General features: G+C 71.0%; 19 protein-coding genes. 13 read left to right on the top strand and 6 right to left on the bottom strand.

Annotated features, from left to right (window positions below; all coding sequences use genetic code 11):
* Positions 1 to 4 precede the first annotated feature (4 nt).
* The 3 genes from ACGFZK_RS23205 to ACGFZK_RS23195 all read left to right on the top strand — a co-directional run bounded on the left by ACGFZK_RS23205 (position 5) and on the right by ACGFZK_RS23195 (position 3,162).
* The gene (locus ACGFZK_RS23205) at positions 5 to 1,126 is read left to right on the top strand and encodes a sensor histidine kinase (RefSeq protein ID WP_393850757.1); all 1,122 of its coding nucleotides are present in this window, start codon (positions 5 to 7) and stop codon (positions 1,124 to 1,126) included.
* Positions 1,123 to 1,800, top strand: coding sequence for a response regulator (locus ACGFZK_RS23200; RefSeq protein ID WP_393850756.1), 678 nt, complete (start codon positions 1,123 to 1,125; stop codon positions 1,798 to 1,800). Before ACGFZK_RS23205 ends, ACGFZK_RS23200 begins: the two co-directional genes overlap by 4 nt.
* Positions 1,801 to 1,950: 150 nt before the next feature.
* Positions 1,951 to 3,162: a serine hydrolase domain-containing protein gene (locus ACGFZK_RS23195; protein WP_393850755.1), complete on the top strand. Its 1,212-nt coding sequence runs from the start codon at positions 1,951 to 1,953 to the stop codon at positions 3,160 to 3,162.
* Here ACGFZK_RS23195 and ACGFZK_RS23190 read toward each other — a convergent pair.
* The 3 genes from ACGFZK_RS23190 to ACGFZK_RS23180 all read right to left on the bottom strand — a co-directional run bounded on the left by ACGFZK_RS23190 (position 3,152) and on the right by ACGFZK_RS23180 (position 6,452).
* A complete protein-coding gene (locus ACGFZK_RS23190) occupies positions 3,152 to 3,664 on the bottom strand; it encodes a hypothetical protein (RefSeq protein WP_393850754.1) in 513 nt (170 codons plus the stop codon). The two genes, ACGFZK_RS23195 and ACGFZK_RS23190, sit on opposite strands and share 11 nt — an antisense overlap.
* 77 nt (positions 3,665 to 3,741) lie before the next feature.
* On the bottom strand, positions 3,742 to 4,920 hold the full coding sequence (locus tag ACGFZK_RS23185) for a spermidine/putrescine ABC transporter substrate-binding protein (RefSeq protein ID WP_393850753.1): 1,179 nt from the start codon (positions 4,918 to 4,920) through the stop codon (positions 3,742 to 3,744).
* A 92-nt stretch (positions 4,921 to 5,012) separates the two neighbouring features.
* Positions 5,013 to 6,452 carry a gamma-aminobutyraldehyde dehydrogenase gene (locus tag ACGFZK_RS23180; protein WP_393850752.1) on the bottom strand — a complete coding sequence of 480 codons (1,440 nt, stop codon included), beginning with the start codon at positions 6,450 to 6,452 and terminating at the stop codon, positions 5,013 to 5,015.
* Positions 6,453 to 6,620: 168 nt separating this feature from the next.
* Here ACGFZK_RS23180 and ACGFZK_RS23175 point away from each other — a divergent pair, with 168 nt between their 5' ends.
* From ACGFZK_RS23175 to ACGFZK_RS23130, 10 genes are all read left to right on the top strand, one after another.
* The gene (locus ACGFZK_RS23175) at positions 6,621 to 7,124 is read left to right on the top strand and encodes an Lrp/AsnC family transcriptional regulator (RefSeq protein WP_007266859.1); all 504 of its coding nucleotides are present in this window, start codon (positions 6,621 to 6,623) and stop codon (positions 7,122 to 7,124) included.
* A complete protein-coding gene (locus ACGFZK_RS23170) occupies positions 7,109 to 8,488 on the top strand; it encodes an aspartate aminotransferase family protein (RefSeq protein ID WP_393850751.1) in 1,380 nt (459 codons plus the stop codon). The genes ACGFZK_RS23175 and ACGFZK_RS23170 overlap by 16 nt, the downstream gene beginning before the upstream one ends.
* A gap of 185 nt (positions 8,489 to 8,673) precedes the next feature.
* Entirely contained in the window at positions 8,674 to 9,432 is a 759-nt protein-coding gene (locus ACGFZK_RS23165) for an ABC transporter ATP-binding protein (protein ID WP_393850750.1), read from the top strand.
* Positions 9,414 to 10,487 (top strand): hypothetical protein, encoded by a 1,074-nt coding sequence (locus ACGFZK_RS23160; protein WP_393850749.1) that lies wholly within the window; start codon positions 9,414 to 9,416, stop codon positions 10,485 to 10,487. The genes ACGFZK_RS23165 and ACGFZK_RS23160 overlap by 19 nt, the downstream gene beginning before the upstream one ends.
* 26 nt (positions 10,488 to 10,513) lie before the next feature.
* Entirely contained in the window at positions 10,514 to 11,605 is a 1,092-nt protein-coding gene (locus ACGFZK_RS23155; protein WP_393850748.1) for an LOG family protein, read from the top strand.
* 81 nt (positions 11,606 to 11,686) lie between these two features.
* Entirely contained in the window at positions 11,687 to 12,604 is a 918-nt protein-coding gene (locus tag ACGFZK_RS23150) for a hypothetical protein (protein ID WP_393850747.1), read from the top strand.
* A 99-nt stretch (positions 12,605 to 12,703) separates the two neighbouring features.
* Positions 12,704 to 13,348: a hypothetical protein gene (locus tag ACGFZK_RS23145; protein ID WP_393850746.1), complete on the top strand. Its 645-nt coding sequence runs from the start codon at positions 12,704 to 12,706 to the stop codon at positions 13,346 to 13,348.
* A 121-nt stretch (positions 13,349 to 13,469) separates the two neighbouring features.
* Entirely contained in the window at positions 13,470 to 13,733 is a 264-nt protein-coding gene (locus ACGFZK_RS23140) for a ferredoxin (RefSeq protein ID WP_393850745.1), read from the top strand.
* Complete coding sequence (locus ACGFZK_RS23135; RefSeq protein ID WP_393850744.1) at positions 13,730 to 15,133, top strand: NAD(P)/FAD-dependent oxidoreductase; 1,404 nt, start codon at positions 13,730 to 13,732, stop codon at positions 15,131 to 15,133. The genes ACGFZK_RS23140 and ACGFZK_RS23135 overlap by 4 nt, the downstream gene beginning before the upstream one ends.
* Before the next feature lie 73 nt (positions 15,134 to 15,206).
* Complete coding sequence (locus ACGFZK_RS23130; RefSeq protein WP_393850743.1) at positions 15,207 to 16,451, top strand: cytochrome P450; 1,245 nt, start codon at positions 15,207 to 15,209, stop codon at positions 16,449 to 16,451.
* A 72-nt stretch (positions 16,452 to 16,523) separates the two neighbouring features.
* On the opposite strand, the gene ACGFZK_RS23125 is transcribed toward ACGFZK_RS23130, so the two are convergent.
* From ACGFZK_RS23125 to ACGFZK_RS23115, 3 genes are all read right to left on the bottom strand, one after another.
* Positions 16,524 to 17,558 carry an ABC transporter ATP-binding protein gene (locus ACGFZK_RS23125; RefSeq protein WP_393850742.1) on the bottom strand — a complete coding sequence of 345 codons (1,035 nt, stop codon included), beginning with the start codon at positions 17,556 to 17,558 and terminating at the stop codon, positions 16,524 to 16,526.
* A complete protein-coding gene (locus ACGFZK_RS23120) occupies positions 17,558 to 19,174 on the bottom strand; it encodes an ABC transporter permease (RefSeq protein ID WP_393850816.1) in 1,617 nt (538 codons plus the stop codon). The genes ACGFZK_RS23125 and ACGFZK_RS23120 overlap by 1 nt, the downstream gene beginning before the upstream one ends.
* Positions 19,175 to 19,269: 95 nt before the next feature.
* The gene (locus ACGFZK_RS23115; protein WP_393850741.1) at positions 19,270 to 20,367 is read right to left on the bottom strand and encodes a thiamine ABC transporter substrate binding subunit; all 1,098 of its coding nucleotides are present in this window, start codon (positions 20,365 to 20,367) and stop codon (positions 19,270 to 19,272) included.
* Positions 20,368 to 20,392: the final 25 nt, after the last annotated feature.

Below are 20,392 nucleotides of genomic sequence, written 5' to 3'. Positions count from 1 at the left end.
GCTGATGCTGCTGGTACAGGGGGCGACGACGATCCCGTTCGTCGTGCCGCGGGACCCGGTCGAATCGCCGGCGAGTTGGCCGGCGTATCTGCTGACCACGCTGATCAACGTGCCGCTGGTCTGGCGCCGGCGGGCTCCGGTGCCGGTGATGTTCGGCGTCATCGCGGCCGGTTCGGCGTACCGGCTCGCACTGGACGGTCCCGGGCAGCCGCTGCCGTACGCGGCGCTGATCGCCGTCTACACGATCGCGCTGATCTGTTCGCCGCGGGTGCGGCTCGTGATGTGGGTGGTCGTGACGGTGGCCATCGTGGGCTCCGTGGCCCTCAACACCACGACGGTCAAGGAGCTGCTGTTCGCGCTGTTCGTCTTCGGGGCGGCGGTCGCGCTGGGCCGGCTGCAGGCGACCCGGCAGGCGTACACGGCAGCCGTGGAGGACCGGGCGGCGCAGCTGGAGCGGGCGAACCGGATCGAGGCGGAACAGGCGGCGGCGCGCGAACGGGCCCGGATCGCACGGGAGATGCACGACATCCTTTCGCACGCCGTCAGCATCATGATCGTGCAGGCCGAGGCCGGTCCGGTCGCGGTGCGCGGGGCGCCGGCCCGGGCCGAGGCCGCCTTCGAGGCGATCGCCGATACGGGCCGGGAGGCGATGGCGCAGCTGCGGACGATGCTGGGGGTGCTCCGGACGGAGGAGGTGGCGCAACCACGTGCGCCGCAGCCCGGGATCGGGGAGCTGCCGGCGCTCCTGGACCGGGTGCGGACCGGCGGCCCCCGGGTGTCGTACGAGCGGTCGGGCGAGGTGCGCGAGCTGCCGGCGGCGCTCGAGGCGACGGTGCACCGGGTGGTGCAGGAGGCGCTGACGAACGTGGTGAGGCACGCCGGGGCCTCGGTGGTGGACGTCCGGCTGGACTACGGGCCGCGGGAGCTCACGGTGACGGTGACGGACGACGGCAGGGGGCCCGGCGGGGAGCGGGTTCGGGAGCCCGCCGGCGGGCACGGGCTGATCGGGATCCGGGAGCGGGCGGCGGCACACGGCGGGACGGCGTGGACCGGTCCGGGGCCGGACGGGCGGGGCTTCTCGGTACGGGTGGTCCTTGTAGCCTCGCCGCAGGAGGTGGGGAGTTGACGATCCGTGTGGTGGTGGCCGACGACCAGGAGCTGGTGCGCAGCGGGTTCGCGATGATCCTGGACGCCCAGGAGGACATCGAGGTCGTGGCGGAGGCGGGTGACGGCGCCGCGGCGGTGGAGGCGGTGGCCCGGCTGGCTCCGGACGTGGCGCTGCTGGACATCCGGATGCCGGTACTGGACGGGATCGAGGCGTGCCGGACGATCTCGGCGCGGAGCGCCTGCCGGACGGTGATGCTGACGACCTTCGACTCGGACGAGTACGTGTACGAGGCCCTGCACGCGGGGGCGAGCGGGTTCCTGCTGAAGGACGTCCGGCGGGACGACCTGGTGCACGCGGTACGGGTGGTGGCGGCGGGCGAGTCCCTGCTGGCGCCGTCGGTGGCGCGTCGGCTGATCGAGGAGTACACGGCGGTGACGGGGGCGGCCGCGCGGCCCGGACTGCGTGCGGAGGTGCTGGAAGCGCTGACCGCGCGGGAGCGGGAGACGCTGCTGCATCTGGGGCGGGGGTTGTCGAACGCGGAGATCGCGGCTGTGCTGGTGGTGAGCGAACACACGGTGAAGTCGCACGTGGGGAACGTGTTGGCGAAGCTGGGACTGCGGGACCGGGTCCAGGCGGTGATCTGTGCGTACGAGACGGGCCTGATCGCGGTGGGTACTCCCTCCGGGGAGTGAGGTGCGGCGTGTCGCCTCCCTCGCACCGGCGATTTGTCGTACCGGTGAAGATCCCTCTTGTCGGGGATCCGCGACTACCCCTGTGAGCAGGAGCATTGAGGTCATCGGGGCAGTCGGGCCCCGGGTCTCGCAGGGGGAGCACACACCATCATGAACGCCACGACACGCACGCTGATCGCCGCCGCTCTGGTTCTGGGAATCGCTTCCGGTCCGGCCGTCGCGCACGCCGCGCCCACGCCGGCGTGGGCGCCGGCTCCGGCTCCGGTCTCGAAGGAGGTCGTCGAACCGGTGTTCTTGACGCCGCCGAACGCGGCGGCGCTGGAGAGCGCGATCGCCGGACTCGGCCCCGGGCACGCGGACGCGACGGCCGCGCTGGTCCGCGTGGGCGGTACGAGCGGCAGCTGGCAGGGGCATTCCGGGGTCGCCGATGTCCGTACGGGACGGCCGGCGCTGGATCGGGCCCGCTTCCGGGCGGGGTCGGTGACCAAGACGTTCACCGCGGCGGTGGTGCTCCAGCTGGCCGCCGAGGGACGCGTGGAGCTGGACCGCCCGGTGCAGGAGTACCTGCCGGGCCTGCTGCCGAACACTTTCAAGCCCGTCTCGGTACGGCAATTGCTGAACTACACGAGCGGTATCCGCCCGGCTGACGGCCCGGGCGACACGTTCGAGGACGCCTACGCCCACCGGTTCGACCGGGACGACCCGCGGGCACTGATCGCCAACGCGGTGGCCAAGGGGCCCGAGTTCGACCCGGGGGCCCGGCAGCACTATCTCAACATCGACTACACGATCCTGGGTGTGCTGATCGAGAAGGTGACGGGCAGGTCCTACGAACAGGCCCTGACCACACGGATATTCAAGCCCCTCGGCCTGCGTGACACCTCGCTGCCGAGCAGCACGCAGACGCGGATACCGGGACCGCACCACCGCGGGTACCAGGCGGTGACACGGGCCGACGGCACGCCGGAGCTGGTGGACGTGACCGAGTGGAACTCCTGGTCCAACTGGGCCGCGGGGGACCTGATATCCACCACGGCCGACCTGGAGCGCTTCACGGTGGCCCTGTTCGGCGGCCGGCTGGTGCCGACGGCGCAGCTGGAGGAGATGTTCACGGTGCCGCAGGTGAAGGACTTCGAGACCGGAGAGGACGCGGCGCAGACGGCGGGGCTGAAGCAGCTGGTCCTGCCGGACGGCACGGTGGCCTTCGGCAAGACGGGCTCGCGCCACGGCTACAGCACCGCGATCGGCGGCACCCGCGACCTCTCGCGCACCCTCGTCTATTCGGTCAACTCCACGGACGCCAAGGGCCGGGACATGAACAAGGTGGCCTTTGACATCGTGATGGCGGCCTTCACGAAGTAGGCGGCACCGGCGCTGCCATCGACCCCGGCTCCGGCGCGGGGGCCGGCATGGCCTCCAGGCGCTTGATCATGCGGTGGAGCACCAGCAGGGGGATCACCCCGAAGACGCCGAACGACATGTCGATGACGCTCCACCAGATGGGGATGCCCCGGATCGGGCCGCATATCAACGCCAGCGGAATCACTCCGGCGCAGGCGATCACGCCGGCTTCGACGATCCAGATGTTGCGGACCGGGTCGCGGTGGACCCCGTAGAAGAAGAGGGCGATGACCAGGTGGGCGAAGGCGAGCCAGTCGGTTCCGTAGAGGAGGAAGGGGTAGTCGGCGTCGGCCCGTTCCAGCCCGTCGCCCACGCGCCGGAGCCACTCGTTGTCGATCAGGGCGTTCGCCCAGCGGAGCTCGCTGACCAGAGGAAAGGCCGTGAGACCGCTGAGCACGAGGCAGATCAGGAACAGGGTCAACCAGGCACGGATCCGCCGCTGAAGGGCGCTTCTCTCGCTCATGGGAGGAAGCCTACGCCTATTTCTGAACGCGTTCAGCCATATTGCTGAACGTGTTCAGAAGATGGTTCGGCGATCGGTCAGAGCCCGACGATCGCGTTCCAGCGCTTGGCGAGGGACCGGCGCTCGGCCGAGGAGATGTCCCGGGCCACGACCAGCCGCTTGCGCATCTCCTCGTCCGGGAAGATCAGCGGGTTCTCGGCGAGTCCGGCGGTCTCCTCGTCGTCGGAGGCGGCCAGGACCTCCCGGGCGGCCGGGACCGGGCAGACGTAGTTGACGGAGGCGGCGAGCGAGGCGGCCACCTCCGGGGCGTAGTAGTAGTCGATGAGGGCCTCGGCGTTGGCCTTGTGCCGGGCCAGGTTGGGAACGAGCAGGCTCTCCGCCCAGAGTTCGGCCCCTTCCTCGGGGACGACGAACTCGATGTCCGGGTTGTCGGCCTGCAGCTGGATGGCATCACCGGAGTAGGCCTGGCAGGCGAGGACATCGCCCTTGCTCAGATCGGAGGTGTAGTCGTTGCCGGTGAAGCGGCGGATGTGCCTCTTCTTCACCATGTTCTCGACCTGGTCGCACATCCGGTGGAAGTCGGACTCGGTCCAGCGGGTGACGTCGACGCCGTTTCCCTGCATCAGCAGGGCGAAGGACTCGTCGAGGCCTGAGAAGAGGGTGACCTTGCCCGCCAGGTCCGGGTGCCACAGGTCCTCGACCGACTTGATCTCCCGGCCCAGGGCCCGGCGGTTGTAGGCGATGCCCGTGATCCCGGACTGCCAGGGGACGGTGTGCAGCCGGCCCTCGTCGAAGGCGGGGGACCGCAGCTGCGGGTCGAGGTGCCTGGTCACGTTGGGCTGAACCGACCGGTCCAGCTTCTGCGCCCAGCCCAGGTGGACGAAGCGGGCGGCCATCCAGTCGCTGACGACGATCAGGTCGTGGCCGGTCTCCTGGCGGTTCATCAGGGCCGGACTGACCTTGCCGAAGAACTCGTCGTTGTCGTTGATCTCCTCGGTGTACCGGACCTCGATGCCCGTCTGCTCCGTGAAGGCCTCCAGCGTCGGACGGCGCTCCTCGTCCTCCTCGTCGGTGTCGATGTACAGCGGCCAGTTGGAGAAGACGACGCTCCGGTCCCCCTCGGAGCGGTCGGGGCCCTCGCGCCGCTCCTCGGGAACGTAGGCGGCGGGCACGCCGCAGCCGGCGAGGGCGGCCGTCAGGCCGGCGGCCCCGAGACCGTACAGCGCAGAACGGCGGGAGAAGGCGAGTTCAGGCATGGGCACAGCCTCGGCGAACGCGGAAGGGCGGGCAATAGACATGTTGTCTACTGCCCGCCCCGTCAACGCTGTGCTGTGATCGATGCGGCCGATCAGCCGTCGAGCGAGGTCATCACGTGCTTGATGCGCGTGTAGTCCTCGAAGCCGTACGCGGAGAGGTCCTTGCCGTAGCCGGACTTCTTGAATCCGCCGTGCGGCATCTCGGCGACGAGCGGGATGTGGGTGTTGATCCACACGCAGCCGAAGTCGAGGTTCTTGGACATCCGCATCGCGCGGCCGTGGTCCTTGGTCCACACCGAGGAGGCGAGGGCGAACTCGACGCCGTTCGCGTACTCCAGGGCCTGACCCTCGTCCGTGAAGGACTGGACGGTGATGACGGGGCCGAAGACCTCGTTCTGGATGATCTCGTCGTCCTGTTTGAGGCCGGAGACCACGGTCGGGGCGTAGAAGTAGCCCTTCTCGCCGACCTGGTGGCCGCCCGCCTCGACCTTGGCATGGGCGGGGAGGCGCTCGATGAAGCCCGCGACCTGCTTGAGCTGGTTCGGGTTGTTCAGCGGGCCGTAGAGCACGTCCTCGTCGTCCGGCTGGCCGGTCTTGGTGTCGGCGGCGGCCTTGGCGAGCGCAGCCACGAACTCGTCGTGGATCGACTGGTGCACGAGCACGCGGGTGGCGGCGGTGCAGTCCTGACCGGCGTTGAAGTAGCCGGCGACGGCGATGTCCTCGACCGCCTTGGCGATGTCGGCGTCCTCGAAGACCACGACCGGGGCCTTGCCGCCGAGCTCCAGGTGGACGCGCTTGACGTCCTTGGAGGCGCTCTCGGCGACCTGCATGCCCGCACGCACCGAGCCGGTGATGGAGGCCATCGCCGGGGTGGGGTGCTCGACCATGGCCTTGCCGGTCTCACGGTCACCGCAGATGACGTTGAAGACACCCTTGGGCAGCACCGAGTCGATGATCTCCGCCATCAGGACGGTGGAGGCCGGGGTGGTGTCCGAGGGCTTGAGCACGACGGTGTTGCCCGCCGCGATGGCCGGGGCGAACTTCCACACGGCCATCATCATCGGGTAGTTCCACGGCGCGACCTGCGCGCAGACGCCGACCGGCTCACGGCGGATGATCGAGGTCATCCCCTCCATGTACTCGCCGGCCGAGCGGCCCTCCAGGAGCCGTGCGGCACCCGCGAAGAAGCGGATCTGGTCCACCATCGGCGGCACCTCCTCGCTGGCCGTGAGGGCCAGCGGCTTGCCGGTGTTCTCCGACTCGGCGGCGACGAGCTCGTCCGCGCGCGCCTCGAAGGCGTCCGCGATCTTCAGCAGGGCCTTCTGGCGCTCCGCGGGGGTGGTGTCACGCCAGCCCGGGAAGGCGGCCGCGGCAGCGGCCATGGCGGCGTCGACATCGGCCTGGCCCGAGAGCGGGGCGGTGGCGTACACCTCGCCGGTGGCCGGGTTGACCACCTCGGTGGTCCGCCCGTCGGCGGCGTCCTTGAACTCCCCGCCGATGTAGTTGCGCAGACGACGCAGTTCGGTGGTCACTACAGCCACACTCCTGATCACATGTCCAACGATTGAGACGATTACCAAGCCTAGCCTCTCGGCGGAGGCTTTCGACAGACCCGGAGGCCACCAACTGCGAAATCAGTGAGATCCCGGTCGTCAAACAACGGATTTCATCGATTCCGTCTTGCGGAACAGACGACCCTCGTGCACAGTGAGGTCGTGGTCAGTCGAAGCGCAGATTCCAGGAACAGACAACCGTCCCCTTCGGTCGATGCTGTGTCCCTGGCGATCATCGAGCAACTGCAGGAGGACGGTCGCCGTCCCTATGCGTCGATCGGCAAAGCCGTCGGCCTGTCCGAAGCGGCCGTGCGCCAGCGCGTACAGAAGCTGCTCGATCAGGGCGTCATGCAGATCGTCGCCGTCACGGACCCACTCACAGTGGGCCTGCGACGCCAGGCCATGGTCGGCATCAACGTCGAGGGTGACCTCGACCCCGTGGCCGATGCACTGACCGCCATGGCCGAGTGCGAGTACGTGGTCATGACCGCCGGGTCGTTCGACCTGATGGTGGAGATCGTCTGCGAGGACGACGACCACCTGCTGGAAACGATCAACAAGAAGATCCGCACGCTCCCCGGCGTGCGATCAACCGAAAGCTTCGTTTACCTGAAGCTGAAGAAGCAGACCTACATGTGGGGAACCCGATAACCGTGAGCCAGGACCTCTCCAAGACCGCGTACGACCACCTGTGGATGCACTTCACCCGCATGTCGTCCTACGAGAACTCCCCCGTCCCCACCATCGTCCGGGGCGAGGGCACCTACATCTGGGACGACAAGGGCAGGCGCTACCTCGACGGTCTTGCCGGACTCTTCGTGGTCAACGCCGGTCACGGCCGCAAGGAGCTGGCCGAGGTCGCGTACAAGCAGGCTCAGGAACTCGCGTTCTTCCCCATCTGGTCGTACGCGCACCCCAAGGCCGTCGAGCTCGCCGAGCGCCTCGCCCACTACGCCCCGGGTGACCTGAACAAGGTCTTCTTCACCACCGGTGGCGGCGAGGCCGTCGAGACCGCCTGGAAGCTCGCCAAGCAGTACTTCAAGCTGCAGGGCAAGCACACCAAGTACAAGGTCATCTCGCGTGCGGTCGCCTACCACGGCACCCCGCAGGGAGCCCTGTCCATCACCGGCCTGCCGGCCCTCAAGGCCCCCTTCGAGCCGCTGGTCCCCGGCGCGCACAAGGTGCCGAACACCAACATCTACCGCGCCCCGATCTTCGGCGACGACCCCGAGGCCTACGGCCGCTGGTGCGCCGACCAGATCGAGCAGGAGATCCTCTTCGAGGGCGCCGACACCGTCGCCGCCGTCTTCCTGGAGCCGGTACAGAACGCCGGTGGCTGCTTCCCGCCGCCGCCCGGGTACTTCCAGCGGGTCCGCGAGATCTGCGACGAGTACGACGTGCTCCTCGTCTCCGACGAGACGATCTGCGCGTTCGGCCGCCTCGGCACGATGTTCGCCTGCGACAAGTTCGACTACGTGCCGGACATGATCACCTGCGCCAAGGGCATGACCTCGGGCTACTCCCCGATCGGCGCCTGCATCATCTCCGACCGTCTCGCCGAGCCGTTCTACAAGGGCGACAACACCTTCCTGCACGGCTACACCTTCGGTGGCCACCCCGTCTCCTCGGCGGTCGCGCTGGCCAACCTCGACATCTTCGACAAGGAAGGCCTCAATCAGCACGTGCTGAACAACGAGGACGCCTTCCGCTCCACGCTGGAGAAGCTGCACGACCTGCCGATCGTCGGCGACGTCCGCGGCAACGGCTACTTCTACGGCATCGAGCTCGTCAAGGACAAGGTCACGAAGGAGTCCTTCACGGACGAGGAGACGGAGCGCGTGCTCTACGGCTTCCTCTCCAAGGCGCTCTTCGAGAACGGCCTGTACTGCCGGGCCGACGACCGCGGTGACCCGGTCATCCAGCTCGCGCCGCCGCTGATCGCGGACCAGGGCACCTTCGACGAGATCGAAGGCATCCTGCGCTCGGTGCTCACCGAGGCCTGGACCAAGCTGTGACCGGTCGGTAGATCGCCCGGGCCCCACTGGTCCGACCACACGGCCCGGATCCTCCGTTCGAGTGAGAACGCGGGGGTCCGGGCCGTGTGCTGTCACCATCCAAGACGTTCATCTCTTTACATCTCAGTGCGGCGCCAGTGACTTCGACCGGCTCCGCTTCGTTCCCTCGGACGGAGGTGTACGCCATGGTGGCTCCACCGGACAATGCCCCGCCTGACAATGACGTCCTGTGGGCTCGGTCCCTTCACTACTCCCACGACGGTTCCCCGGCCCTCGTCGAGGTCTCCGTCGGAGTCCGCCAGGGTGAGATCGTCGCCCTGACCGGTCCCCGCGGCAGCGGCAAGACCACCTTGCTCCGCTGCCTGTCCGGGCAGCTGCGCCCCCAGCAGGGCGAGGTCTGGTTCAACAGCGTCCCCGTGCACACCATGGGCACGCTCATCCGCGAACGGCTGCGCCGCGACCGGTTCGGCTGGATCGGCCCCGAGCCCCAGCTGCTGCCCGAACTGAAGGTCTGGGAGAACGCGGCCCTGCCGCTGCTGCTCGCCGGCGCCTCCAGCCGCAGCGCCCGCAGCGCCGCCTGCGAATGGCTCGACCGCCTCGACATCGGCGGCTTCGCCCGCAAGCGCCCCGGCGCCCTGAGCCGCGCCGAGTCCCAGCGCGTCGCCCTCGCCCGGGCCCTGGTCAACGAGCCCGCGGTGATCTTCGCCGACGAGCCCACGGCCCCACTGCACCGGACCGAGCGGGCGCTATTGCTCCGTACGCTGACCACCGCGGCCCGCTCCCACGAGATCACCGTGCTGCTGGCCACCCACGACGAGGCCACCGCGGCCGTCGCGGACCGCCGGATCGCCCTGCTCGACGGCCGCCTCGCGGGGGCAGCGGCCGCCGGCACCCCCGTCGCCGACACCACGGAGGACCAGGCCGCGTGCTCGCTCTCCGCCTAGCCCGCGGTTCCCGGCCGCTCGTCCAGCTGCGGCGGCTCCTCGTCGCCGCAGCCGCGGCCGGGGCCGGCTTCCTGCTGCTCTACGTACTCGCCGGGGCCGTGGCCCAGCCCGCCGGATCGTTCCCTCGCCTGCTGTGGGCCCTGATCCCGCTGGCCGTCGCCGTCCACTTCGCCGTCGTCGTGGCCCGGGCCGACCCCGCGACCCAGCCCCGCGAGGGACTGGACGCCGCCGGGCTGGGACCCGTCCGGCTCATGCTCGTCGCCGCGATCTCCACCGCCGTCGCCTGCGCCCTGGGCAGCGCCCTGGCCCTGGCCGTCTTCCTCCACCTGCGCGGGGACGTGGCCGGGCTGCCCTTCGACGGGGCCGGGGCGAAACTGCTCCACGCCGACCAGCCGCTGCCCGTGGCGGGCGCCCTCACCCTGCTGGCCCTGATCCCGCTGACGGCCTCGGCCGCCACCGCCCTCGCGCTGCGCCCGCACGCGCCGCTGGCGCCGCAGACCGGACTGCCCTGGGGCATCGCGCTGACCGCCTGCGGGCTCGCGGCCCTGGCCTACACGGGCCGGGGCGGCGCCGGGGTGCTCATCGGCTGGTCGCTGACCGCGGTCGGGCTCGCCCTCGCCGGACCGGGGCTCGCCTACGCCTGCGGGAGCCTGGTCCAGGCCGTGCGCCCGGGCGCGCTGCGGCTGCTGGCCGGGCGGATCCTCCAGGAGGAGGCCCCCCGGATCGGCCCGCCGCTGGGAGTGCTGTGCGCGGTGGCCGCGGCGGCCCTGACCGCCCTCGCCCTGCGCGACCGGGGCGGGCTGCCCGTCCCGCTGGGCCCGCTGACCGGGCCGGCCGCCGCGCTGGTGATCGTGTGCGCCGCCGCGACCCTTCTCACATCCGTGGTGGAGGCCCGCCGCGGCCGGGAGCCCGGCCGCACGGCCCTGCTCGACCTCGGCGCCCCGTCCAACGTCCTGCGTTCGGCCGCGAGTCTGCGGGCCACCGCGCTCCTGGCCGTGTGCGTACCGCTCAGCTGGGGTGTGGCGCAGCTGACGTCGCTGGCACTGACCCGCTGACGCGGGCAGCCCTTAGGGTGGGCCGAATGGTCAACCCAGACATCGAGATCGAGACGCTCGCCGAATTCGACCAGGTCGCGGCCCGCGGGTCGCTCAGCGGCTACCGGATCCAGTCGGTCAACCTGCTGGAGCGGACGTTCGCGCTGCTGGCCGCCGACACCTCGGCGGCGGTGTTCCTGGGCTGCCCGATGGAGCCCGATGCGGCGGAGAAGGTCCGCGCCGAGGGCGCGCTGGTCTTCCCGCCGATACCGGACCTTCCGTTCGATCCGTACCGGGGTCTGCTCTACACGGCCGAGGAGCTCTTCACCGGGCTGCCCGACGGGTACGAGGCCACCCCGGACGCGGAGGCCTACGCCTGGTTCCAGGAGACGAAGTCCGACGGCGACATCTACTCCTCGATGCTCCGCTCCATCCACGACGACGCCATCTCCGACGCCCTCGACGAGCACCTCGCCGGCGCCCGGGTCGTGGGTGTGATGGGCGGCCACGCCATGGCCCGCGGCGGTCCGCACTACCGCGGCGCGGCGGAGCTGGGCCGGGCACTGACCCGGTCCGGGCTGATGGTGGCGACCGGCGGTGGCCCCGGCGCGATGGAGGCCGCCAACCTGGGCGCCTACCTGGCCCCGGCCCCGGACGAGGCCCTCCCGGAGGCCTTGGAGATGCTGGCCAAGGCCCCCTCCTTCACGCCGTCGGTGTCCGAGTGGGCGCACGCGGCCCTCGCCGTGCGCGAGCGCTTCCCCGCGGGCGGCGATTCGGTGGGCATCCCGACCTGGTTCTACGGGCACGAGCCGCCGAACGCCTTCGCCGGGCACATCGCGAAGTACTTCGCGAACGCCACCCGTGAGGACGGCCTGCTGGCCCGTTCCAACGCGGGCGTGGTCTTCCTGCCCGGCGCGGCGGGCACGGTCCAGGAGATCTTCGACAACGGGACGCCGAACTACTACGAATCCCGGGGCGAGCCGGCACCGATGATCCTGGTGGGCCGTACCCACTGGACCGAGCACCTTCCGGCGTGGCCCCTGCTCCAGGCGCTGGCCCGCGGCCGTGCGATGGAGTCCCGGATCGCGCTCGTCGACTCGGTGGACGAGGTCCCGGACGTCCTCGCGTCAATGAGCTGACCTCCGGAAGCAACTTACCGGTCGGTTCTCACGTCTCAGGAGAGGTACCGCAAACCCTGCCAGACGTGAACGGAGCCCTTCGTGCTCATAGGCCTGCTGACCGCCATCGCGGCGTCCATCTGCTACGGCACAGGATCCGTGCTGCAAGCTGTCGGTTCGCGCCGCGCCGCACGGATGTCCCCGTCCGCCGCCGGGACGACCGCCCACGGCGGCCCCAACCTGTCGTCCACCGCGAAGGCGGCGATGACCTGGGAATTCATCGTCGGCACGATCCTGGACTTCGTGGGCTTCGGGCTCGGTGCGCTGGCGGCCCGTCTCCTTCCCCTCTTCCTCTCCCAGACGGTGATCAGCGCCAACCTGGTGATCACGGCCGTGCTCAGCGTGAAGCTGCTGGGCATCCGGCTGAGCCGTAAGGAGTGGACCTCGATCGGGGTCGTCTGCACCGCGCTGGTGCTGCTGGCGACGGCCGCGGGCCATGAGGGCGGCCACCACGCGCCGATGTCCACGCACTGGTGGCTGCTGGGGATCACCCTGCTGCTGATGGTGGGCGGCACGGTGGCCGTACGCCTCCTCGGCGGCGGGGCGGCGATCCTGGCGGGCCTGCTCTCGGGCCTGGGATTCGGCGCGCTCGGCGTCGGCGTCCGGATCCTGAACGGTGTCGACCCGTTCGACCTGGGCACCTTCCTCACCGACCCGGCCCTCTACGCCATCCTGGTGGCGGGCATCGGCGGCATGTACCTGCACACGGTCGCCCTCCAGATCGGCTCGGTGAACGGCGCCACGGCGGCCCTGGTCGTCGGCGAGACGGTCCTCCCGGGCGCGATCGGCGTCCTGTGGCTCGGCGACGCCTCCCGCCCCGGCCTGGCCTGGCTCGCGGTCCTCGGCTTCGTCCTGGCCGTCGCCGGAGCTGTGGCGGTGGCCTGGTATGGCAAGCACGAAGGATCCGACGCGGGGTCCGACGAGGGCGCCGCCCGGCCGGTGCCGGAACCGGTCGGCTGACCCACCGGCCGGCGCGGGCTCCTCACCCGGTCGGCCGCCCCCGGTGGTGGCGCGGCGGTGGCTGCCGCTTGCTGGACCGGGGGAGAGAGTGAGGGGTTCGTGAGTCCCACGACCGATCGGCTCAATACGCCGCGCGCGGCCGGGATGGCCGGAATCGCCTTCGCCCTGCTGCTGGCGGCGGCGATCGTCCTGATGCGGATCGCAGTCCCCTCGGGCGAGGCCGCCGACGCGGAGATCGACCCGGACAAGCGCTGGGCGATCCAGGTGGCACTGGAGATCGTGCCCTTCGCGGGCATCTTCTTCCTCTGGTTCATGGGCGCGCTGCGTGCGCACACGGGTGACGCCGAGGACCGCTTCGTCGCCACCGTGTTCCTCGGCAGCGGATTCGTTTTCGTGGCCACCCTGTTCGCCTCCGCCGCGGCGGCGGGCACGGTGCTCGCCGAGGGCACCCCCTCCGACTTCGGCCGCCACTACGCCTACACCCTCCTCGCGACGTACGCCATGCGGATGGCGGCCGTCTTCGTCTTCGCGACCTCGACCATCGGGCGGATGCTCGGCGTCTTCCCCAAGCCGCTGGCCCTGCTGGGCACCGTCGTCGGCCTGGTCCTGCTCGTGGTCGCCGTCGGACTGCCGTGGGCCGAGCTGGTGTTCCCGGCCTGGGCGCTGGTCATCAGCCTGTACATCCTGCGCGCCCGGCGCGGCGCCGCCCGACGGGCCGCTCCGAACCACATCGACCCGCTCTGACCTGGGGATCCGTACTCCCGCAGGCGCCCTCCGGGTGCCACGTGCATGCTGGTGGGAAGGGGCGGAACCGGGGGTTTCGGGGGTGGCGGGGAAGAACGGCCGAGGGAAAGGCAGAACCGTCATGAGGCTTGTCGTCGACCTCAACCGCTGCCAGGGATACGCCCAGTGCGCATTCCTCGCTCCCGATGTCTTCGCCATGCACGGCGACGAGTCGCTGCTCTACAACCCGGAGGCGGATCCCGCGCAGCGCGAGAACGTCCTGCGCGCCGTGGCCGCCTGTCCGGTCCAGGCCATCCTCCTGGAGATCACGGACGCCGACATGGCGAACGTGGTGGCCCCGGACGCCGTGGCCGGAGCCGGATCTCCTTCCGGAGGCGCACGGTGACCGCCGAGGGTACTCGCGACGGATCCCTGGAGCACCTCAAGCGCCAGGGCCGCATCGTCGTCGTCGGCGCGTCGCTGGCCGGCCTGCGGGCCGCCGAGACCATGCGCGAGAAGGGCTTCGCCGGGTCGCTCACGATGATCGGCGACGAACCGTACGAGCCGTACGACCGGCCCCCGCTGTCCAAGCAGGTCCTGCTCGGCAACGCGGTCGCCGACCACACGGCGCTCCCCCGCCGCCGGGCGATCGACGCCGACTGGCGCCTCGGGGTCCCGGCCACGGGCCTGGACATGGCCGCCCGAAGGGTCCGGCTCGGCAACGGCGACGAGGTCGAGTACGACCGGCTGCTGATCGCCACCGGGGTACGCGCCCGGCCCTGGCCCAACGCCGAGGAGGGCGCCCTCCAGGGTGTCTTCGTGCTGCGCACCCGTGACGACGGAGAAGGACTGCAACGGGCCCTCGCCGCCGGTCCCCGCCGGGTCCTGGTCATCGGGGCCGGCTTCACCGGGTCCGAGATCGCCTCCGCCTGCCGGGAGCGCGGCCTGGACGTCACCGTCGCCGAACGCGGCGCGGCGCCCCTGGTCGGTGCGCTGGGCGGGGTCATCGGCGAGGTGGCGGCCGAGATGCACCGGGAGAACGGCGTCGACCTGCGCACCGGGGTCATGGTGACCTCGCTGGAGGGCGACCCCTCCGGGCGGGTGTGCGCCGCGCACCTCTCGGACGGGTCCACCGTGGAGGCGGACGTCGTGGTCGTCTCCCTGGGCGCGCAGCGCAACACCGAATGGCTCGCCGGCTCCGGGCTGGGCGCGGGTCCGCGGGGCATCGCCTGCGACGCGGGCTGCCGGGCCTTCGACGTACGCGGCATCGTCACCGACGACATCTACGTGGCGGGTGACGTGGCACGTTCCCCGCACGCCCTGTTCGGCTACCAGTTCCTGTCGCTGGAGCACTGGGGCAACGCGGTCGCACAGGCCGACACCGCCGCGCACAACATGCTCAGCGAGAGCGCCGACCGCCGCCCCCACCTGTGGGTCCCGGCGTTCTGGTCCTCCCAGTTCGGCGTGAACATCAAGTCGGTCGGGGTCCCGCCGATGGGTACCGAGATCCTCGTCACGCAGGGCTCGCTCGCCGAGCGCCGCTTCGCGGCCGTGTACGGGTACCAGGGACGCACGATCGCCGCGGTCACCTTCGACAACTGCCGGTGGCTGCCGTTCTACGAGCAGCAGATCGAGACCACCGCGCCGTTCCCCCCGCCGTTCGCCACGGTGGACCGCAGGCCCGAGGGGCACAAGCCGCAGCCGGCCGACTTCCCCGACCCCTCGGTCCCCACCCACGGGCCGACCATCACGCTGAGCGGCTATTCGCCGGCCGACCGGAAGCTGACGTTCACCCCCGGAAGATGACCTTCGCCCCCGCGCACCACTGGCCGCGCCGCGACCGCACCGCGCCCTCCCCCGAGGATCACGAGGACCCGTCATGACACAAGCCATCCTGCGGGAGATCATCGACTACGCGAACCGCGCGAATCCGTACCCGCTGTACGAGGAACTGCGCAAGAACCCGGTCTCCCAGGACGGGGACGGCCCGTACGTCGTCAGTACGTACTACGAGATCCACAGCCTCCTGCACGATCCGCGGATCAGCTCCGACGCCAAGAACCTGAAGTCGACCGGGGACGACCCGCTGGGCCCGTCCGGCGAGGAGGGGGCGACCCTGCCCCCGTCCTTCCTCAAGCTCGACCCGCCCGACCACGACCGCCTGCGCCGGATGACGAACCGGCCGTTCGGGCCGCCGCACGCCCCCCACCGGGTGCACGACATGCGGGACGAACTCGGCGGCCTCGTCTCCGGGCTGATCGACGGCATCGTCGAGACCGGGCAGCCGGACCGGATCGACCTCGTCGACCAGTTCGCGTACCCGTTCCCGGTCACCGTCATCTGCCGGCTGCTGGGCGTGCCCCGCGAGGACGAGCCGCGCTTCCACGTCTGGGCGGAGACCCTGGCGGCCAGCCTGGACCCGGACCCGGACGCGGACCCCACCCAGCACGGGAAGGGCGCGATGGACGCCCGCATGGAGCTGGGCATGTACCTGGCCGGGTTGATCGAGGAACGGCGCAAGAAGCCGGGCGACGACATGCTGTCCCAGCTGGCCACGGCGGACGGCCCGGACGGTGCGATGACCACCATGGAGGCGCTCAGCACCTCCGCGCTGCTGCTGATCGCGGGCCACGAGACCACGGTCAACCTCATCACCAACGGCATGCTGACGCTGCTGCGCCACCCGGAGCTCCTCGAGCGGCTGCGCAACGACCCGGGCCTGGTCGTCCCGATCGTCGAGGAACTGCTGCGCTACGAGCCCCCCGTGCAGCTGCTGCCCCAGCGCAGCACCCTGTCCGACATCGAGGTCGCCGGTGTCACCATCCCCAAGGGCGCGTCCCTGTGGCTGATGCTGGCCTCCGGGAACCGCGACCCGAAGCGGTTCGAGGACCCGGACCGCTTCGACCCCGACCGCAAGGACATCCAGCACCTCGGCCTCGGCAGCGGGATCCACAGCTGCTTCGGTGCGCCGCTGGCCCGGCAGGAGGCCCAGCTGGCGCTGAGCGAACTGGCCCGCCGACTGGAGAATCCGCGGCTCCTGGAGGACCCGCCCGAATACCGCCAGAACGCGGTCCTGCGCGGCCCCCGCCACCTGCCGATCGCCTGCGACGGCATCCGCTCCTAGGGGGCGTCTCTTTCGGTCGTTCGGTGCGGGGCCTGCCCCGCGAGGCGCAGGGGCGCCCGTGTACGAGACGGCCTAAGCGCCGTCCGGCAGCACGACCACCTCGGCGGGGGTGAAGCCCACCTCGACCCGGTCCCCCACGGCCGGCGCCCCCGCCAGATCGCACTCCGCCTCCAGTACCGGGGCCGCCTGCGGCCGCAGCAGCAGCGCGACGTGCGTGCCGCGGAAGGTGCGGGACACCACCTCGCACCGCAGTCCCTCCGCGCCGAGCACGACCCCCGCGGGGCGGATCAGCAGTCGCTGGTCGCCCTCGGGGGATCCGGCCGGTACGGGGATCGCGCCCCATACGGTGGCGGCCTCCGTGCCGGAGACCACGGCCGGGACCACGTTCTCGAAGCCGAGGAACCGCGCCACGAACTCCGACGCGGGCCGCTGCCACACCTCCAGCGGGGTCCCGGCCTGCGCGATCCGGCCGTCCCGCATCACCACCACCCGGTCGGCCAGGGCGAAGGCCTCGCCCTGGTCGTGCGTGACGGCCAGTACGGTCGTGCCCAGCCGGGAGAACAGCCCCCGCAGCTCCACCACGAGCCGTTCGCGCAGGCCCCGGTCCAGCTGCCCCAGCGGTTCGTCCAGCATCAGCAGCCGTGGCGACGGCGCCAGCGCCCGGGCCAGCGCCACCCGCTGCTGCTCACCGCCCGACAGCGAGTCCACCGCCCGGCCCTCGGCCCCGGGCAGCCCGACCAGTTCCAGTAGTTGCGCGACCCGGTCCGTGCACGAGGCCCGGCCGGTCCCCCGCATCCGCAGTCCGAAGGAGACGTTCGCACCGACGTCGCGGTGCGGGAAGAGCTGGTGGTCCTGGAACATCAGGCCCACGCCCCGCCGGTGCACGGGTACGCCGGCCTGGTCGGCCCCGCCCAGCAGCACCCGGCCGCCGGACACCTGCTGGAGCCCGGCGACGACCCGCAGCAGCGTGGACTTCCCGCTTCCGCTCGGTCCCAGCACGCACACGACCTCGTGTTCGGCGACCGCGAGGTCCACACCGTCCAGGGCGTACTGGGCCGCTCGCTCACCGAAGCGGACCGACACCCCTTCCAGCTGAAGCAGTGTCATCAGAACTCTCCGGAGGTCTTGTCGGGTCGCAGTCGCTCCAGCACCAGCAGGGACACCGCGCACACCAGCATCAGAATCGTGCTCAGGGCCATCGCCTGCCCGTAGTTCAGCTCCCCGGCCCGGCCCAGCAGCCGCGCCACGGCCACCGGCAAGGTCGGCTGGTCCGCCCGTGCGATGAACACGGTCGCGCCGAACTCCCCCAGTGACACCGCGAAGGCGAACCCGGCCGCGATCAGCAGCGCCCGCCGCACCAGCGGAAGGTCCACCTCCCGCCAGGCCCGCCACGGCGACGCGCCGAGCACCGCGGCGGCCTCCCGCAGCCGCCCGTCCACCGCGCGCAGCACCGGCAGCATGGTCCGTACGACGAAGGGCACGCCCACCAGCGCCTGTGCCAGCGGCACCAGGATCCACGAGGTCCGCAGGTCCAGCGGCGGCTCGTCCAGGGTGATCAGGAAGCCGAAGCCCACGGTCACGGCGGACACCCCGAGCGGGAGCATCAGCAGCGCGTCGAAGCCGCGTACGAAGCGGCCTGCGCGCCGGGTCAGGGCCGCGGCCGCGAGTCCCCCGATGAACAGGGCGATCGCGGTGGCGGCCAGCGCGTACCGCAGGGAGTTCCAGACCGCCTCCAGCGGCGCCACCAGGAAGGTCCCGCCACCGGCGCCCGCGTCCTGCAGCGCCCGGTAGAAGCCGAGGCCGTAACCGCCGGGGGCGTCGAAGGAGCGCTCGACCAGCACGCCCAGCGGCAGCACGATCAGCAGCGCGACGGTCAGCAGGACCCCGCCCAGCAGCGTGCGCTGCGCCCAGCCGCGCGGCCGGTGCGTGGTGCGGCCCGGATCGACCAGCCGCAGCGCGGTCTCGCGCCTGCGCACGGCCCGGGCGTGCACGGCGAGGATCCCGCCGATCGCGGCGAACTGCACCATCGTCAGTACGGCGGCCGTCGGCAGGTCCAGGAGCTGCGCGGTCTGCCGGTAGACCTCCACCTCCAGGGTGGAGTACGAGGGCCCGCCCAGGATCAGTACGACGCCGAAGGAGCTGAAGGTGAACAGGAACACCATCAGCGAGGCGGCGGCCACCGCCGGGGCCAGCGCGGGCAGGGTCACCCGCCGCCAGGCGGTGAACCGCCCGGCGCCCAGCACCCGGGCGGCCTCCTCCTGGCGCGGATCCAGCTGGGCCCACAGCCCGCCGACCGTGCGGACGACGACGGCGTAGTTGAAGAAGACGTGCGCGAGCAGGATCGCCCAGACGGTGGTGTCGAGCCGGACGCCGATCAGTTCGTCCGTCAGCCCGCCCCGCCCCAGCAACGCGAGGAAGGCGGTGCCGACCACCACGGTCGGCAGCACGAAGGGAACGGTCACCACGGCCCGCAGCACCTTCTTGCCGGTGAACTCGAAGCGCGCGAAGACGTACGCGCCGGGGAGTGCGATCACCAGCGTGAGCGCGGTGGAGGCGAGCGCCTGCCAGGTGGTGAACCACAGCACGTCGGCGATGTCGGGCCGGGTCAGCACCTCCGCGAAGCGGCCGAACTGCCACCCCTCGTCGGTCTTGAGGCCGCGCCCGACGATCGCGGCGACGGGGTAGGCGAAGAACAGCCCGAAGAAGGCGAGGGGCACGGCCATCAGCGCGAGCCGCACGGCGGTGGCCCGCGCCCCCTCGCGGGGGCCGGGGCCCGGCGCGGCGCCCCCCGACGCCGCGCCCGGCTCCTTGGGACCGCCTACTTCACGACGGTCGAGGTCCATGCCTTGACCCACTGCTCACGGTTCTTGGCGATGGTCTCGGGAGCCACGTTCTCGGGCTTCTCGATCACCACACCGTGCTTGGTGAACAGCTCCGGCAGGGCGGCGTCCTTCGTCACGGGGTTCACGAACATCTGGAGCGGCATGTCCTCCTGGAACTTCTTGCTGACCAGGAAGTCCACGAGGGCCTTGCCGCCCTCCTCGTTCTCGGCGCCCTTGAGCAGGCCCGCGAACTCGATCTGGCGGAAGCAGGTGCCGGTGGAGACGCCCGTGGGGGCCTCGGCCGGCTGCGGCTCGCCGTACAGCACCTCGACCGGCGGGCTGGAGGCGTAGGAGACGACCAGTGGACGGTCGCCCTTGGCCTTCTTGCCGCCCGCGGAGCCGGAGAAGCGCTCGTTGTAGGCCTGCTCCCAGCCGTCGACGACCTCGACGCCGTTGGCCTTCAGCTTGCTCCAGTAGTCCTTCCAGCCCTCCTCGCCGTACTTGCCGACGGAGGCGAGCAGGAAGCCGAGGCCGGGCGAGGAGGTCGCGGCGTTCTCGGTGACCAGCAGGTTCTTGTACTCCGGCTTGATCAGGTCGTCCAGCGTCTGCGGCGGGGCGATCTTCTTCTCGGCGAAGTAGGCCTTGTCGTAGTTGACGCAGATGTCACCGGAGTCGATCGGGGTGACCCGGTGCCCCTTGTCGAGCACGTACTCGGGCTTCACCTCGGCGAGGCCCTTGGCCTCGTACGGCGTGAAGATGCCGTTGTCGAGGGCGCGCGAGAGGAGGGTGTTGTCCACGCCGAAGAAGACGTCGCCGCGCGGGGACCCCTTGGTGAGGATCTCCTGGTTCAGCGCCGCGCCCGCGTCCCCGGACTTCAGCACCTTGACCGTGTAGCCGCTCTGCTGCTCGAACTCCTTGAGGACCGTGTCGGTCACGTTGAAGGAGTCGTGGGTGACGAGCGTGACGGTCTTGGACTTCGGGGCGTCGCTCGCGCCGGTCTTGTCCTGGGCGTCTCCGCCGCCGCAGGCGCTGAGCGTGGTGACGCCGAGGGCGGCCGCGAGCACGGTGCCCGCGATCTTCCTGGTGGTGCTCATTGGTGAATTCCTCCTGGGATGTCCA

The sequence above is a fragment of the Streptomyces sp. NPDC048257 genome (assembly GCF_043201855.1).
Lineage (GTDB): Bacteria > Actinomycetota > Actinomycetes > Streptomycetales > Streptomycetaceae > Streptomyces.
This window is presented reverse-complemented; position numbering and strand designations above follow the sequence as displayed.

What these genes read in the sequence shown, in the direction of transcription:
- ACGFZK_RS23205 (WP_393850757.1), top strand. Translation starts at nt 5, where the DNA reads ATGCTGCTGGTACAGGGGGCGACGACGATCCCGTTCGTCGTGCCGCGG.
- ACGFZK_RS23195 (WP_393850755.1), top strand. Translation starts at nt 1,951, where the DNA reads ATGAACGCCACGACACGCACGCTGATCGCCGCCGCTCTGGTTCTGGGA.
- ACGFZK_RS23190 (WP_393850754.1), bottom strand. Translation starts at nt 3,664, where the DNA reads ATGAGCGAGAGAAGCGCCCTTCAGCGGCGGATCCGTGCCTGGTTGACC.
- ACGFZK_RS23185 (WP_393850753.1), bottom strand. Translation starts at nt 4,920, where the DNA reads ATGCCTGAACTCGCCTTCTCCCGCCGTTCTGCGCTGTACGGTCTCGGG.
- ACGFZK_RS23165 (WP_393850750.1), top strand. Translation starts at nt 8,674, where the DNA reads ATGGTGGCTCCACCGGACAATGCCCCGCCTGACAATGACGTCCTGTGG.
- ACGFZK_RS23155 (WP_393850748.1), top strand. Translation starts at nt 10,514, where the DNA reads ATGGTCAACCCAGACATCGAGATCGAGACGCTCGCCGAATTCGACCAG.
- ACGFZK_RS23140 (WP_393850745.1), top strand. Translation starts at nt 13,470, where the DNA reads ATGAGGCTTGTCGTCGACCTCAACCGCTGCCAGGGATACGCCCAGTGC.
- ACGFZK_RS23130 (WP_393850743.1), top strand. Translation starts at nt 15,207, where the DNA reads ATGACACAAGCCATCCTGCGGGAGATCATCGACTACGCGAACCGCGCG.
- ACGFZK_RS23125 (WP_393850742.1), bottom strand. Translation starts at nt 17,558, where the DNA reads ATGACACTGCTTCAGCTGGAAGGGGTGTCGGTCCGCTTCGGTGAGCGA.
- ACGFZK_RS23120 (WP_393850816.1), bottom strand. Translation starts at nt 19,174, where the DNA reads ATGGCCGTGCCCCTCGCCTTCTTCGGGCTGTTCTTCGCCTACCCCGTC.
- ACGFZK_RS23115 (WP_393850741.1), bottom strand. Translation starts at nt 20,367, where the DNA reads ATGAGCACCACCAGGAAGATCGCGGGCACCGTGCTCGCGGCCGCCCTC.